The organism is Bradyrhizobium guangdongense, assembly GCF_004114975.1.
Taxonomy (GTDB): Bacteria; Pseudomonadota; Alphaproteobacteria; order Rhizobiales; family Xanthobacteraceae; genus Bradyrhizobium; species Bradyrhizobium guangdongense.
Window position 1 is genome coordinate 54,713 of the sequence record NZ_CP030051.1, and the last position, 13,278, is coordinate 67,990.

Sequence of the window (13,278 nt, forward strand, 5' to 3'; positions counted from 1 at the left end):
CGACGAGGTGATTTTTCGACCATGCCGCGCCATCATCAGAAAAAGAGTTCCGCGACCGGCGGCTCGCAGCGTCAGCTGCGCGTCGGCGAGCAGGTTCGCCACGCGATAGCCGATATTCTGGCGCAAGGCAGCGTGCATGATGCGGATCTCGAAGGCCACATCATCACCGTGCCGGAGGTGCGGATGTCGCCCGACCTGAAGCTCGCGACAATCTACGTGATGCCGCTCGGTGGCCGCGATACCGAGCTCGTCATCGCTGCGCTCGATCGCAACAAGAAATTCCTGCGCGGCGAAGTCGCGCGGCGCGTTAACCTGAAATTTGCACCTGACATTCGCTTCCGCGTCGACGAGCGATTCGACGAAGCGGAACGGATCGAGAAGCTTTTGCGAACACCTGCGGTGCAGAAGGACTTGGACAAGAATCTGGAACAGGATCCGGATTCGGATCGGGAAGAAGAGCAATGATGATGGACCCGGCTCACGGCACGATCGGCAGCGACGAGGCCGATGCGCGCGACATGCAGCAAAATAATTTTGCAGATGTCGGCAGCACTGTTCAGCCGCACCAGGAAGCGCGCCGCGTCAACAACGATCCGCGCGCGAACAAGCAGAAGGGCAATCAGGTGCGCCGCGACCGGCGCGACGTGCACGGCTGGGTCGTGCTCGACAAGCCGATCGGGATGACGTCGACGCAGGCCGTCGCAGTGCTCAAGCGCCTGTTCAACGCCAAGCGCGCAGGCCACGCCGGCACGCTCGATCCGCTCGCCTCCGGCGGCCTGCCGATTGCGCTCGGCGAAGCCACCAAGACCGTTCCTTTCGTCATGGACGGGCGCAAGCGCTATCGCTTCACCGTGTGCTGGGGCGAGGAGCGCGACACCGACGACATCGAAGGCCAGGTCACCGCGACCTCGGACCAGCGTCCGACGAGGGAAGCCATCGAAGCCCTGCTGCCCCGTTTCACCGGCGTGATCGAGCAGGTTCCGCCGCGCTATTCGGCGATCAAGGTCCAAGGCGAGCGGGCCTATGACCTCGCCCGCGACGGCGAGGTCGTGGAACTGGCTCCCCGCCCGGTCGAGATTCACCATTTAACCCTTGTAGATCAACCGGATAACGATCGGGCCGTATTCGAGGCCGAATGCGGCAAGGGTACCTATGTCCGGGCGCTGGCGCGCGATATGGGCCGGATTCTCGGCACTTACGGCCATATCTGCGCGCTCAGGCGGACCCTGGTCGGCCCATTCAGCGAAAATGACATGATTCCGCTGGATCAGCTGGAGGCTTTGTGCGATAGAGCCGCGTCCGGCGAGGGAAGCCTCGCCGACGCGCTGATGCCCGTTGAGACCGCGCTGGACGACATCCCGGCACTGGCCGTCACTCGGGCTGATGCGGCAAGGCTCCATCGGGGCCAGGCCGTTTTGTTGCGCGGACGGGATGCGCCCACAAGTAGCGGCACAGTCTATGTCACGGTGGCAGGCCGTCTTTTGGCGCTTGCCGAAGTTGGCAATGGCGAAATCATCCCCAAGCGTGTGTTCAACCTGACCGGCTTGACTGCCTCAACCGGTCGCAACGAGAGAAATTGACGATGTCGATTGCCGCAGAACGCAAAGCGGAAGTCATCAAGACGAATGCCACCAAGGCCGGTGATACCGGTTCGCCCGAGGTTCAGGTCGCGATCCTGTCGGAACGCATCAACAACCTCACCAACCATTTCAAGACCCACGTGAAGGACAACCATTCGCGTCGTGGCCTCTTGAAGCTGGTCTCGACCCGCCGCTCGCTCCTCGACTACCTGAAGAAGAAGGACGAGGCGCGGTACAAGGCGCTGCTCGAGAAGCACAACATTCGTCGTTAAGAGTTCTTGCGCGCGCCAATGGCGCGCGTTTTTGCGCGTGATTTCGAGCGAAAGCGCTTGTTTTAAGGTTTTTGATCGAGGCTCACGCGGACGTCCGGTGCGAGCCCAAAGCGCGACAGCAGTCGCACTTTGGATTTTTGTTTGAGCATGATCTTTCGGAAAACCGCTTCGCACTTTTCCGGATCATGCTTAAGCGACGCTTCGCATCCGGGGCATGATCAGCGAAGACCAAAGGTTCGGTGTTCGCGTTCGTGCCGACTGACCAGTCCAGCAGCAATCCGGCGGCTGGGCGCAACGGGCAAGGTGCCCGTATGACCCGAAAGGATGGACGCCATCCGACATCCAAGAACCATGGCAGGATCGCAGGATGCTGATCGCCCGCTCCGATCAGCATCCTGCAATCTTGACATGGTTTTTGTTTTTCGAGCCGTCCCTTCTTTCGAGAACCCATGAAAGAAGACCTCTATGTTCAATAAGCATTCAGTCGAGATCGACTGGGGCGGACGCCCTCTCAAGCTCGAAACCGGCAAGATCGCCCGCCAGGCTGATGGCGCCGTCATCGCCACCTATGGCGAGACCGTGGTGCTCGCCACCGTCGTCGCGGCGAAGGCGCCGCGTGAAGGCGTCGATTTCCTGCCGTTGACCGTCGACTACCAGGAAAAGACCTACGCAGCCGGCCGCATTCCCGGCGGCTATTTCAAGCGCGAGGGCCGTCCGACCGAAAAGGAGACGCTGGTCTCCCGCCTGATCGACCGTCCGATCCGCCCGCTGTTCGTCGACGGCTGGCGCAACGAGACCCAGGTGATCGCCACCGTGCTGTCGCACGACATGGAGAACGATCCCGACATCGTCGCCCTGGTGGCCTCCTCGGCCGCGCTGACCCTGTCAGGCGCGCCGTTCAAGGGCCCGATCGGCGCAGCCCGCGTCGGCTTCGCCAATGACGAGTTCATCCTCAACCCGACGCTCGACGAGATGGTCGACACCCAGCTCGACCTAGTCGTCGCCGGCACCGCCGACGCCGTGCTGATGGTGGAATCGGAAGCCAAGGAGCTGAACGAAGACATCATGCTCGGCGCCGTGATGTTCGGTCACCGCCACTTCCAGCCCGTCATCAACGCGATCATCGAGCTCGCCGAGAAGGCCGCCAAGGAGCCGCGCGAAGTCACCGTGATCGACAATGCCGCGCTCGAGAAGGAAATGCTCGGCCTCGTCGAGCAGGAGCTGCGCGCCGCCTACGCCATTCCGGTCAAGCAGGATCGCTACGCCGCGGTCGGCAAGGTCAAGGAAAAGGTGATCGCCCACTACTTCCCCGAAGGGCAGGAGCCGAAATACGACAAGCTGCGCATCGCTGCCGTCTTCAAGGAGCTCGAGGCGAAGATCGTTCGCTGGAACATCCTCGATACCGGCAAACGCATCGACGGCCGTGACGTCAAGACGGTGCGCAACATCATCGCCGAAGTCGGCGTGCTGCCCCGCGCCCACGGCTCGGCGCTGTTCACCCGCGGCGAGACCCAGGCGATGGTCGTGACCACGCTCGGCACCGGCGAGGACGAGCAGTACATCGACGCGCTGTCGGGAACGTACAAAGAGACGTTCCTGCTGCACTACAACTTCCCGCCCTACTCGGTCGGCGAGACTGGCCGCCTCGGCGGTACCAAGCGCCGCGAGATCGGCCACGGCAAGCTCGCCTGGCGCGCGATCCACCCGGTGCTGCCGCCGCATCACGAGTTCCCCTACACCGTGCGCGTGGTCTCGGAGATCACCGAATCCAACGGCTCCTCGTCGATGGCTTCGGTCTGCGGCGCTTCGCTCGCGCTGATGGACGCCGGCGTACCGATGAAGCGGCCGACCGCGGGCATCGCGATGGGCCTGATCCTCGAGGACAAGCGCTACGCGGTTCTCTCGGACATCCTCGGTGACGAGGACCATCTCGGCGACATGGACTTCAAGGTGGCCGGTACCGAGCAGGGCATCACCTCGCTCCAGATGGACATCAAGATCGAGGGCATCACCGAAGAGATCATGAAGGTGGCGCTGGCCCAGGCCAAGGACGGTCGTATCCACATCCTCGGCGAGATGGCCAAGGCGCTCACCAACGCCCGCGCCGAGCTCGGCGAATACGCGCCCCGCATCGAGACCTTCAAGATCGCCACGGACAAGATCCGCGAAGTGATCGGCACCGGCGGCAAGGTGATCCGCGAGATCGTCGAGAAGACCGGCGCCAAGGTCAACATCGAGGACGACGGCACCGTGAAGGTCGCCTCCTCCGACGGCGAGGCGATGAAGGCCGCGATCAAGTGGATCAAGTCGATCGCATCCGATCCGGAAGTCGGCCAGATCTATGACGGCACCGTCGTCAAGGTGATGGAGTTCGGCGCCTTCGTGAACTTCTTCGGCTCCAAGGACGGCCTCGTCCACATCAGCCAGCTCGCGGCCAACCGCGTGCAGAAGACCTCCGACGTCGTCAAGGAAGGTGACAAGGTCAAGGTCAAGCTGCTCGGCTTCGACGACCGCGGCAAGACCCGCCTGTCGATGAAGGTCGTCGACCAGACCACCGGCGAAGACCTCGAAGGCAAGGACAAGGGCGGCGAGGGCGAGAAGGCCCCGCGCGAAGCGGCCGGCGAGTAATCGCTAACCCAGACCCAAAACACGAAGGGCGGCCGAAAGGCCGCCCTTTTTGTTTGTCGCTCCAGGTGAGCTGCGCCCCCTCTCCCGCTTGCGGGAGAGGGTCGGGGAGAGGGGTCTCTCCTCAATGGGAAAATCCCCTAGAGGAGAAAGCCCTCACCCGCACCTTCGGCGCAACCTCTCCCGCAAGCGGGAGAGGTTGGAAGCCTCACGCCGCGATGTCGTACCGATCGAGGTTCATCACCTTGGTCCAGGCCTTCGCAAAGTCTTTCACGAACTTCTCCTTGGAATCCGAGGTCGCATAGACCTCGGCGAAGGCGCGGAGCTGCGAGTGCGAGCCGAAGATCAGATCGGCGCGCGTAGCAGTCCACTTCACCGCATTGGTCTTGCGGTCGTGGCCCTCATAGGAGCCATCGGCAGCGGGGGCCCACGCCGTGCTCATATCGAGCAGGTTGACGAAGTAGTCGTTGGAGAGCGTGCCCACCTTCGAGGTGAAGACGCCGTGCTTCGACCCGTTCGCATTGGCGCCGAGCACACGCAGGCCGCCGACCAGGACGGTCAGTTCGGGACCGGTCAGCCGCAGAAGCTGCGCGCGATCGACGAGGGCCTCTTCTTCCCGCATGAACTGATGCTTCTTCCCGACATAGTTGCGGAAACCATCAGCCCGCGGCTCCAGCGGCGCGAAGGAGGCGGCATCGGTCTGCTCCTGCGAGGCATCCATGCGGCCCGGCGTGAAGCCAACCTTGACGTCGACACCGGCATCCTTGGCGGCCTTCTCGACCGCGGCAGTGCCGCCGAGCACGATCAGGTCGGCGATCGAGACCTTCTTGGCCCCGCCCGACGCGTTGAACTCCTTCTGGATCGCCTCGAGCTTGCCGAGCACCTTGGCGAGCTGAGCCGGCTGGTTGACCTCCCAGTCCTTCTGCGGAGCCAGGCGAATGCGCGCGCCGTTGGCGCCGCCGCGCTTGTCCGAGCCGCGGAAGGTCGAGGCCGACGCCCAGGCGGTCGAGACCAGTTCGGACACCGAGAGGCCCGAGGCCAGGATCTTGCTCTTCAGCGCGGCGATATCCTGGTCGCCGACCAGCTCGTGATTCACGGCCGGAATCGGATCCTGCCAGATCAGCGTCTCCTTCGGCACCAGCGGGCCGAGATAGCGCTGGATCGGACCCATGTCGCGATGGGTGAGCTTGAACCAGGCGCGGGCAAACGCATCCGCGAACTGATCGGGGTTCTCCAGGAAGCGGCGCGAGATCTTCTCGTAGGCAGGATCGAAGCGCAGCGAGAGGTCGGTCGTCAGCATCGTCGGCCGATGCTTCTTCGACTTGTCGAACGGATCAGGAATGATCGCGTCGGCACCCTTCGCCGTCCACTGGTTCGCACCACCCGGGCTCTTCGTCAGCTCCCATTCGTATTTGAACAGGTTCTCGAAGAAGTTGTTGCTCCACTTCGTCGGCGTCGTCGTCCAGGTCACTTCGAGGCCACTGGTGATGGAATCGCCGGCCAGGCCAGAGCCGTGCTTGCTCTTCCAGCCGAGGCCCTGGTCTTCCAGCGCGCCCGCTTCCGGCTCGGGACCGACCAGCGACGGATCGCCAGCGCCGTGGGTCTTGCCGAAGGTGTGGCCGCCGGCGATCAGCGCGACGGTCTCTTCGTCGTTCATCGCCATGCGGAAGAAGGTCTCGCGGATGTCCTTCGCCGCGGCGACCGGATCCGGCTTGCCGTTCGGACCTTCCGGATTGACGTAGATCAGGCCCATCTGCACGGCGCCGAGCGGCTCGGCGAGCTGGCGCTCACCGCTGTAGCGCTCGTCGCCGAGCCAAGTGCCTTCCGGACCCCAATAGAGCTCTTCCGGCTCCCAGACGTCGGCGCGACCGCCGGCAAAGCCGAACGTCTTGAAGCCCATCGACTCCAGCGCGACGTTGCCCGCGAGCACCATCAGATCGGCCCAGGAAATCTTGCGGCCGTATTTCTGCTTGATCGGCCAGAGCAGCCGGCGCGCCTTGTCGAGGTTGGCGTTATCGGGCCAGCTGTTGAGCGGGGCGAAACGCTGCTGACCAGCACCGGCGCCGCCGCGGCCGTCGGTGATGCGATAGGTCCCCGCGCTGTGCCAGGCCATGCGGATCATGAGACCGCCATAGTGACCGAAATCGGCGGGCCACCATTCCTGCGAATCCGTCATCAGAGCGGTCAGATCCTTGATGACCGCGTTCAGATCGAGCGACTTGAACTCCTTGGCATAGTCGAAGTCCTTGCCCATCGGGTCGGACAGGTCGGAGTTCTTGTGCAGCATCTCGATGCTGAGATTGGTGGGCCACCAGTCGCGGTTCGCCGGCACGCGTTTTCCACCCGAAAACGGGCACTTTGAAGTGTCGTCCATGAATACCTCCTCTGGTGGCTCGAACTCGCGCCATTGACCAGGTAGAAGCACTCTAAGCGCCGCCTTCCATCAGGGGAAGTTGACTTTAATGATCGCTGCGATAGGATTTTCTGATGATCAATCTGACGCTGCGCCAGCTGCGGTATTTTGACGCGCTGGCGCGTCATGGTCATTTCGGCCGCGCCGCGGAGGCCTGTTCCATCTCGCAACCGGCGCTGTCGATGCAGATCAAGGAACTGGAGGAGGCGCTCGGCGGGCTGTTGCTGGAGCGCAGCGCACGCCAAGTCGCGCTAACCCGGTTCGGCGAGGAGCTCGCGCAGCGCGTCCGCGACATCCTGCGCTCGGTCGACGAGCTCGGCGATTTCGCCCGCGCCTCGCGGGACCGTTTCTCCGGCCGCTTGCGCATCGGCATGATCCCGACGATCGCGCCTTATCTCCTGCCCAAGATCACCAAGAACCTCACGCGGATGCATCCGGAGCTCGACATCCGCGTGCGCGAGACGATGACGCCGCGCCTGATCCAGGAGCTCGTCGAGGGCCGGCTCGACACCGCCATCGTCGCGCTGCCGGTCTCCGAACCCTCGCTCACCGAGGTCGCGCTGTTCGAGGAGAAATTCCTGCTGGTACGGCCGGGCACGGATGCGGGCACGCCCGTGCCGTCGCGCGAGATGATGCGCGAGATGCGGCTGCTGCTGCTCGAGGAAGGCCATTGTTTCCGCGACCAGGCGCTGTCGTTCTGCAACATGCAATCGGCGCCCCCGCGCGAGATGCTGGATGCGAACTCGCTGTCGACGCTGGTGCAGATGGTGAGCGCCGGTATCGGCGTCACGCTGATTCCGGAGATGGCGGTGTCGGTAGAGACGCGATCGGCCTCGGTCTCGCTGTCGCGCTTCCGCGATCCCGAGCCGTCACGCACCATCGGCATGGTCTGGCGCAAGACCAGCCCGCTGGCGCGGCAACTGCTCCAGATCTCGGAGGTGGTGTGTCTGTCGGCCGGCAAGGTGCGCGCGCGGCAGTCCCTGCGCAGCCAGCGGGCGTAGCGCTTGATGTCGGATCCGGTCATCCGCCCCGCCCGCACCAACGAATATGATGAGATCGCCCGCGTCTGGATGGAGAGCTGGGTTTCGACCGGGCTCGCCGAAGCGAGCAACTTCCTGCTGGCGAATCTGCGCGCGCGCCTCAGGCGCGAGATCGAGGACGGCTGGACCCTGTTCGTCGCCGACGACAACAGTACGATCGCCGCGATGCTGGCGCTGCACCTGCCCAAGCTCTATCTCGACCAGCTGTTCGTCGCGCCCGCCTATCAGGGCCAATCGCTGGGACGGAAGCTGCTTGCCTTCACGCGCACGAAAATGCCCGACGAGATGTACCTGCGCTGCGTCCGCGAGAACGAAAAGGCCTGGCGCTGGTACGAGCGCGAGGGTTTTGTGTTCGAGAAGCAAGAGATCGAGCCGTCGAACGGCTTCATGATGAAGTACTATCGGTGGAAGAATAACGGAGATCCACGATGATCAAGCTCTATTGGTCGCCGCGCTCGCGATCATTTTCGACGCTCTGGCTGATGGAAGAGAGCGGCCTGCCTTATGAGCGCGTGCTGACCGACATTTCGACGGGTGCGCAGAAGGCACCGGCCTATCTGGCAATCAACCCGATGGGCAAGGTACCGGCGCTCAGCGATGGCGATGCCGCGCTCGGCGAGGCCGCTGCGATCTGCGCTTATATCGCCGACCGCTTTCCGGAGACCAGGCTCGCGCCCGCAATCACCGATCCGCGCCGCGCACGCTATCTGCAATGGCTGTTCTTTTCGCCAAGCTGCATTGAGCCCGCGATCATCCAGATCTTCACCAAGATCGAGGTGCCGACCTCGACGGCGGCCTGGGGCAGCGCGACGCAGGTGTTCGACGTGCTGGAAGCAGCACTCGCCAAGGGACCGTGGATTCTCGGCGAGGAGTTTTCCGCCGCCGACATCACCATCGGCTCGGGCCTGAATTTCGCGGTGCGCCTGTTCAAGATGGTGCCGTCGCGCCCGGCCTTCGAGGCCTATCTCGCCCGCTGCATGGCGCGGCCAGCGTTCCAGCGCGCGGAGAAGATTGCGGCAGGTTGAGACAGGCCGGCTACAGCTTGATCCTGAGGACGGCGAGCCCGGACTGCTGCAGCAGTCCGGAGGATGTCGCCGCAAGGCCGTAACGGATTCCGAGATCGAAGGTCTTGCCGTCGGCGGCGACGAGACTCATCGCTGTCGAGTAGATCCACGGCGACAAAGCAAGGCCGTTGGTCACGAAGGTGTCGCCGCCTCCGGCAAATGCCGATTTGACCTGAAGTGCCTGGTTCAGCGTGTTGTAGCCGATGCCGGCCTCACCGGTGAGGTAGACCTGCTTTGCGATCTGGTAAGCGCCCTTCACTCCCGCCGTCAGCGTGAGCTCACGATAGGTTTGCGCATCCACATTGAGGCTGAAACCGCCCGCGCCGCTTTCCTGATAAGCGGGAGAACGCACCTGTCCATAGTCAAGTCGCAGCGACGGCGCGATCGCAAATCCCGGCTCGAGCGGAATCAGTTTGCGGACGCCGGCACCTGCATGTCCGCTGTAGGAGCGATAGCCGGCACCGGCGGTGCTGTTGATGAAGGCGAGCGAGCGGCTCTCGACATTATCGTTCAGCGCACCATCGAGCTGACCGTCGATCTGGAAGCCATTACCGAGCGCGTGGGCGCCATAAATTCCGGCCTGATATGAATCGATCCCGAGCCGGTTCGGGACCGCATCTTCGCTTCCGGTGATGGTGTGATGGGAATAGGCGAATACGCCGCCGATCATCGTGCGGGCGGAGATGGCCGTATCCCCGCCGACGGCGATCCCGCCACCGGACGCGTTGTATCCGGCAACGCCGTCCTGGCCGCCCTGCCGCACGCTGCCGCCGAGCGGCTTCATCCACACATTGCGCTCTGCCGCCACGGCGCCGTTCACTCCAAGCACGTCGTCAAGTCGCCCCGTCATGGCCTGCTGAAACACGCGCTGCGTGGTGTATGTCGCCTGCGACGCAGCGCCGGTGAGAACGGGCAAGGTCTGGTTGACGGCGTTGACAAGATTCGGACCGCTCAGATTGTCGAGGACAACGAAACCGGGTGCCATGGAGCCGGTCCAACCGAGCGAGGTCGCCGAGAGACGATAGAGCATCTCGGCCGCACCGAGCCCGGCGCGGCTATTCTGCCCTTGCAGCGTTTCGGCATAGGGCCGAACAAGTGAAAGATAGGCCACTCCACCGGTCGGGTTACCCGAGAGATCGTAAGTGCTGACCAGCATCTGCGCACCCGACGCATCGCCGCTCGCCGCGCCATAGAGGCTGCTAAGCGTCCCCTTGGAGAGCGTGTTGAAGAGAACATTGCCCTCCGGCGTGACCGAGCCCAGGATCGTGAAATTGGCAGCACTGCTTCCCGTGGGCGCGATGCCGGCGCCCCAAAAATATCCGTTCTGATAGTTCGTGATGACGAAGCGGCCGGGAGACGACGAGCCGAACAGTGCCGGGCTGGAGATCCGCCACGGGGTGCCTGATGTCCACGCCCATTGCGGAACGGAGTTCGCGGGGATGGCTTGCGAGGCCGGCGGCATGAAGATCGCGGGATCGTAAGGCAGCATGTAGGCCCAATGGGTCACGAGCAGGCTGTCACCCGTGATCATCTGCATCTCCATCCCGGTCATGCCGTTGACGGTGCGCATGTGGCCAAGGCCGACAGTCACGGCACCACCGGACGTCGGCGTGAACAGCATCGTAATCTGGCCTGCGGTGGTGACGAAGCCCTGGATGGTCGAGGTGTCGGTCAGCAGCGCAGGGCCAAGCTTGAGCTGCGCGACACTGGTTCCGGTGAACGAGCCATTCGTCGCGGTCGCGAGCGACCACAATGTCTGGTCGCCGATCGGAATCGGATTGAAGAAGCCGGTCTTTGGTGCAGCATAGGCCAGCAGCTGCGCTGTCGGCACGTACCAGTTGGTGTTGGAAAGGGTCGCATCCCAGATCGCCGACTGCGCCCGGACCCGTGAGCCGCCGCAGAGCAGCATGGCGCCGGCGACGAACGCGAGCGCACTGACCCGGCTTACCGCATGCACCATCCGCAAGATCGTTCCCCCGAACCCCGGCCCACGTGACCCACGCAGCACCGCCGGACGGAGATGAACACGACTCTTTGGGAATGTCTGCCCCACGATCGTGGGGTGCGAGCAAAGATCGCAGTCCCGTCTACAAGACTACTCCGACGCCTTCAGATCGTCCGGCCTCGGCATCAGGACGATGTTGTAGCCGGAATCGACGTAGTGGATTTCGCCGGTCACGCCGCCGGAGAGATCCGACAGCAGGTACAGCGCCGAGCCGCCGAGTTCGTCGAGCGTGACGCCGCGGCGAAGCGGCGAATGCTTCTGCATGAAGGCGAACATCGCGCGCGCTTCGCCGATGCCGGAGCCTGCGAGGGTGCGGATCGGGCCGGCGGAGATCGCGTTGACGCGGATGCCGCGCGGTCCGAAATCGGACGCGAGATAGCGCACCGAGGCTTCCAGTGCCGCCTTGGCGACGCCCATCACGTTGTAGTTCGGCATGGATCGCTCCGAGGCGCCGAAGGTCAGCGTGACCATGCTGCCGCCCTCCGTCATCAGCTCAGCGGCGCGCTTGGCGACCTCCGTGAACGAGAAGCAGGAGATCACCATGGTGCGCGAGAAGTTCTCGCGGCTGGTGTCCGCGTAGCGGCCCTTCAGCTCGTTCTTGTCGGCAAAGCCGATCGCGTGAATGACGAAGTCGAGCTTGCCCCATTCTTCGCGGAGCACATCGAAGGTCGCGTCGACGCTTGCGATGTCCTCGACGTCGCAAGGCAGCACCAGTTCGACGCCGAGAGACTCCGCGAGCGGCTTGACCCGCTTGCCGAGAGCCTCGCCCTGGAAGGTGAAGGCAAGCTCGGCGCCGTGGGCATGCAGCGTCTTGGCCATGCCCCAGGCGATGGAATGATCATTGGCGATGCCCATGATCAGACCGCGCTTACCCTTCATCAAACCTTCCATCGCCTAACGGCTCCTATCGTTCCGCGTCATCACCCGCGCAGGCGGGTGATCCAGTATTTCAGAGACAGCAGTGATTGAGTCGAGAGGCCGCGGCGTACTGGATGCCCCGCCTTCGCGGGGCATGACAGCGAGCAGGCCGTCACACGTCCATCCGGCTGAACACCAATGTGGCGTTGGTGCCGCCGAAGCCGAACGAGTTCGACAGCACGGTGCCGATCTTGACGTTGTCGATGCGCTTGCGGACGATCGGCATGTCGGCGAAGACAGGATCGAGCTCCTGGATGTGCGCGCTCTCGCAGATGAAGCCGTTGTTCATCATCAGCAGCGAGTAGATCGCCTCCTGCACGCCGGTGGCGCCGAGCGAGTGGCCGGTCAGCGCCTTGGTCGCCGAGATCGGCGGGCACTTCTCGCCTGTTCCGAACACCTTGCGTAACGCCTCGATCTCCGGCGGATCGCCGGCCGGCGTCGAGGTGGCGTGCGGATTGATGTAGTCGACCTTGGTTTTCACCGTTGACATCGCCATGCGCATGCAGCGCTCGGCGCCTTCACCTGACGGTGCGACCATGTCGTAGCCGTCCGAGGTCGCGCCGTAGCCGACGATCTCGCCGTAGATGCGCGCGCCGCGCGCCTTGGCGTGCTCAAGCTCTTCGAGGACCAGCACACCGGCGCCGCCGGCGATGACGAAGCCGTCGCGGTTGACGTCATAGGGGCGCGAGGCCGTGGCGGGCGTGTCGTTGTACTTCGAGGACATCGCGCCCATGGCGTCGAACAGCACCGACAGCGACCAGTCGAGCTCCTCGCAGCCGCCGGCGAAGATCACGTCCTGCTTGCCGATCTGGATCGTCTCATAGGCATTGCCGACGCAGTGGTTCGACGTCGCGCAGGCCGAGGAGATGGAATAGTTCACGCCCTTGATCTTGAACCAGGTCGCGAGCGTGGCCGACGCTGTGGACGACATCGCTTTCGGCACCGCAAACGGACCGACGCGTTTCGGCCCCTTGGTGCGGGTGATGTCGGCGGCTTCGACGATGGTGCGGGCGGACGGACCGCCGGAGCCCATGATGATGCCGGTGCGGATGTTGGAAACTTCCTCGGGCGAGAGACCGGAGTCCTGGATCGCCTGCTCCATCGCAACGTGATTCCACGCCGCGCCCTGACCGAGGAAGCGCATCGCGCGCCGGTCGACCACGGTCGAGGGATCGAGCGTGGGCGCACCTTGCACCTGCGAACGGAAGCCGAGCTCGGCATATTTCTCCGCCCGCGAAATGCCCGACTTCGCCTCGTGAAGGCTTGCAAGCACTTCCTGGGTGTTGTTTCCGATCGACGAGACGATACCCATCCCGGTGACCACAACCCGCCTCATGACAGCCTCGCCTAAATCGTTGTCT

11 protein-coding genes are annotated in these 13,278 nt (G+C 63.8%); 7 read left to right on the forward strand and 4 right to left on the reverse strand.

What is annotated here, in order from left to right:
* Positions 1 to 21: 21 nt before the first annotated feature.
* From rbfA to pnp, 4 genes are all read left to right on the forward strand, one after another.
* On the forward strand, positions 22 to 465 hold the full coding sequence (rbfA, locus tag X265_RS00235; protein ID WP_128969083.1) for a 30S ribosome-binding factor RbfA: 444 nt from the start codon (positions 22 to 24) through the stop codon (positions 463 to 465).
* Positions 462 to 1,580, forward strand: a complete 1,119-nt coding sequence (gene truB, locus X265_RS00240) for a tRNA pseudouridine(55) synthase TruB (RefSeq protein ID WP_164938348.1) — start codon at positions 462 to 464, stop codon at positions 1,578 to 1,580. The genes rbfA and truB overlap by 4 nt, the downstream gene beginning before the upstream one ends.
* Before the next feature lie 2 nt (positions 1,581 to 1,582).
* The gene (gene rpsO, locus X265_RS00245; RefSeq protein ID WP_008540131.1) at positions 1,583 to 1,852 is read left to right on the forward strand and encodes a 30S ribosomal protein S15; all 270 of its coding nucleotides are present in this window, start codon (positions 1,583 to 1,585) and stop codon (positions 1,850 to 1,852) included.
* A 465-nt stretch (positions 1,853 to 2,317) separates the two neighbouring features.
* The gene (gene pnp, locus X265_RS00250) at positions 2,318 to 4,480 is read left to right on the forward strand and encodes a polyribonucleotide nucleotidyltransferase (protein ID WP_128963099.1); all 2,163 of its coding nucleotides are present in this window, start codon (positions 2,318 to 2,320) and stop codon (positions 4,478 to 4,480) included.
* Positions 4,481 to 4,685: 205 nt separating this feature from the next.
* Here the strand turns inward: pnp and katG are convergent, their stop codons facing one another.
* Positions 4,686 to 6,851: a catalase/peroxidase HPI gene (gene katG / locus X265_RS00255; protein ID WP_128963100.1), complete on the reverse strand. Its 2,166-nt coding sequence runs from the start codon at positions 6,849 to 6,851 to the stop codon at positions 4,686 to 4,688.
* Between the two features lie 113 nt (positions 6,852 to 6,964).
* Between katG and X265_RS00260 the strand changes: the two genes are divergently transcribed.
* The 3 genes from X265_RS00260 to X265_RS00270 are packed head-to-tail and all read left to right on the forward strand — an operon-like array spanning position 6,965 to position 8,955.
* Positions 6,965 to 7,891 (forward strand): hydrogen peroxide-inducible genes activator, encoded by a 927-nt coding sequence (locus tag X265_RS00260; RefSeq protein ID WP_128963101.1) that lies wholly within the window; start codon positions 6,965 to 6,967, stop codon positions 7,889 to 7,891.
* 6 nt (positions 7,892 to 7,897) lie between these two features.
* Positions 7,898 to 8,362, forward strand: coding sequence for a GNAT family N-acetyltransferase (locus X265_RS00265; RefSeq protein ID WP_128963102.1), 465 nt, complete (start codon positions 7,898 to 7,900; stop codon positions 8,360 to 8,362).
* The gene (locus tag X265_RS00270; protein WP_128963103.1) at positions 8,359 to 8,955 is read left to right on the forward strand and encodes a glutathione S-transferase family protein; all 597 of its coding nucleotides are present in this window, start codon (positions 8,359 to 8,361) and stop codon (positions 8,953 to 8,955) included. Before X265_RS00265 ends, X265_RS00270 begins: the two co-directional genes overlap by 4 nt.
* Positions 8,956 to 8,965: 10 nt before the next feature.
* Here X265_RS00270 and X265_RS00275 read toward each other — a convergent pair whose 3' ends face one another.
* From X265_RS00275 to fabB, 3 genes are all read right to left on the reverse strand, one after another.
* Positions 8,966 to 10,954, reverse strand: coding sequence for an autotransporter outer membrane beta-barrel domain-containing protein (locus tag X265_RS00275; protein WP_128963104.1), 1,989 nt, complete (start codon positions 10,952 to 10,954; stop codon positions 8,966 to 8,968).
* A gap of 135 nt (positions 10,955 to 11,089) precedes the next feature.
* Positions 11,090 to 11,890: an enoyl-ACP reductase FabI gene (fabI, locus tag X265_RS00280; RefSeq protein ID WP_128963105.1), complete on the reverse strand. Its 801-nt coding sequence runs from the start codon at positions 11,888 to 11,890 to the stop codon at positions 11,090 to 11,092.
* Between the two features lie 139 nt (positions 11,891 to 12,029).
* Positions 12,030 to 13,253, reverse strand: coding sequence for a beta-ketoacyl-ACP synthase I (fabB, locus tag X265_RS00285; protein WP_128963106.1), 1,224 nt, complete (start codon positions 13,251 to 13,253; stop codon positions 12,030 to 12,032).
* Between the last annotated feature and the right edge of the window lie 25 nt (positions 13,254 to 13,278).

Excerpts from the sequence above, each read along its gene's own strand:
- X265_RS00265 (WP_128963102.1), top strand. The coding sequence starts at position 7,898 with ATGTCGGATCCGGTCATCCGCCCCGCCCGCACCAACGAATATGATGAG.
- X265_RS00270 (WP_128963103.1), top strand. The coding sequence starts at position 8,359 with ATGATCAAGCTCTATTGGTCGCCGCGCTCGCGATCATTTTCGACGCTC.
- truB (WP_164938348.1), top strand. The coding sequence starts at position 462 with ATGATGATGGACCCGGCTCACGGCACGATCGGCAGCGACGAGGCCGAT.
- X265_RS00275 (WP_128963104.1), bottom strand. The coding sequence starts at position 10,954 with ATGGTGCATGCGGTAAGCCGGGTCAGTGCGCTCGCGTTCGTCGCCGGC.
- fabI (WP_128963105.1), bottom strand. The coding sequence starts at position 11,890 with ATGGAAGGTTTGATGAAGGGTAAGCGCGGTCTGATCATGGGCATCGCC.
- rbfA (WP_128969083.1), top strand. The coding sequence starts at position 22 with ATGCCGCGCCATCATCAGAAAAAGAGTTCCGCGACCGGCGGCTCGCAG.
- X265_RS00260 (WP_128963101.1), top strand. The coding sequence starts at position 6,965 with ATGATCAATCTGACGCTGCGCCAGCTGCGGTATTTTGACGCGCTGGCG.
- fabB (WP_128963106.1), bottom strand. The coding sequence starts at position 13,253 with ATGAGGCGGGTTGTGGTCACCGGGATGGGTATCGTCTCGTCGATCGGA.
- katG (WP_128963100.1), bottom strand. The coding sequence starts at position 6,851 with ATGGACGACACTTCAAAGTGCCCGTTTTCGGGTGGAAAACGCGTGCCG.
- pnp (WP_128963099.1), top strand. The coding sequence starts at position 2,318 with ATGTTCAATAAGCATTCAGTCGAGATCGACTGGGGCGGACGCCCTCTC.
- rpsO (WP_008540131.1), top strand. The coding sequence starts at position 1,583 with ATGTCGATTGCCGCAGAACGCAAAGCGGAAGTCATCAAGACGAATGCC.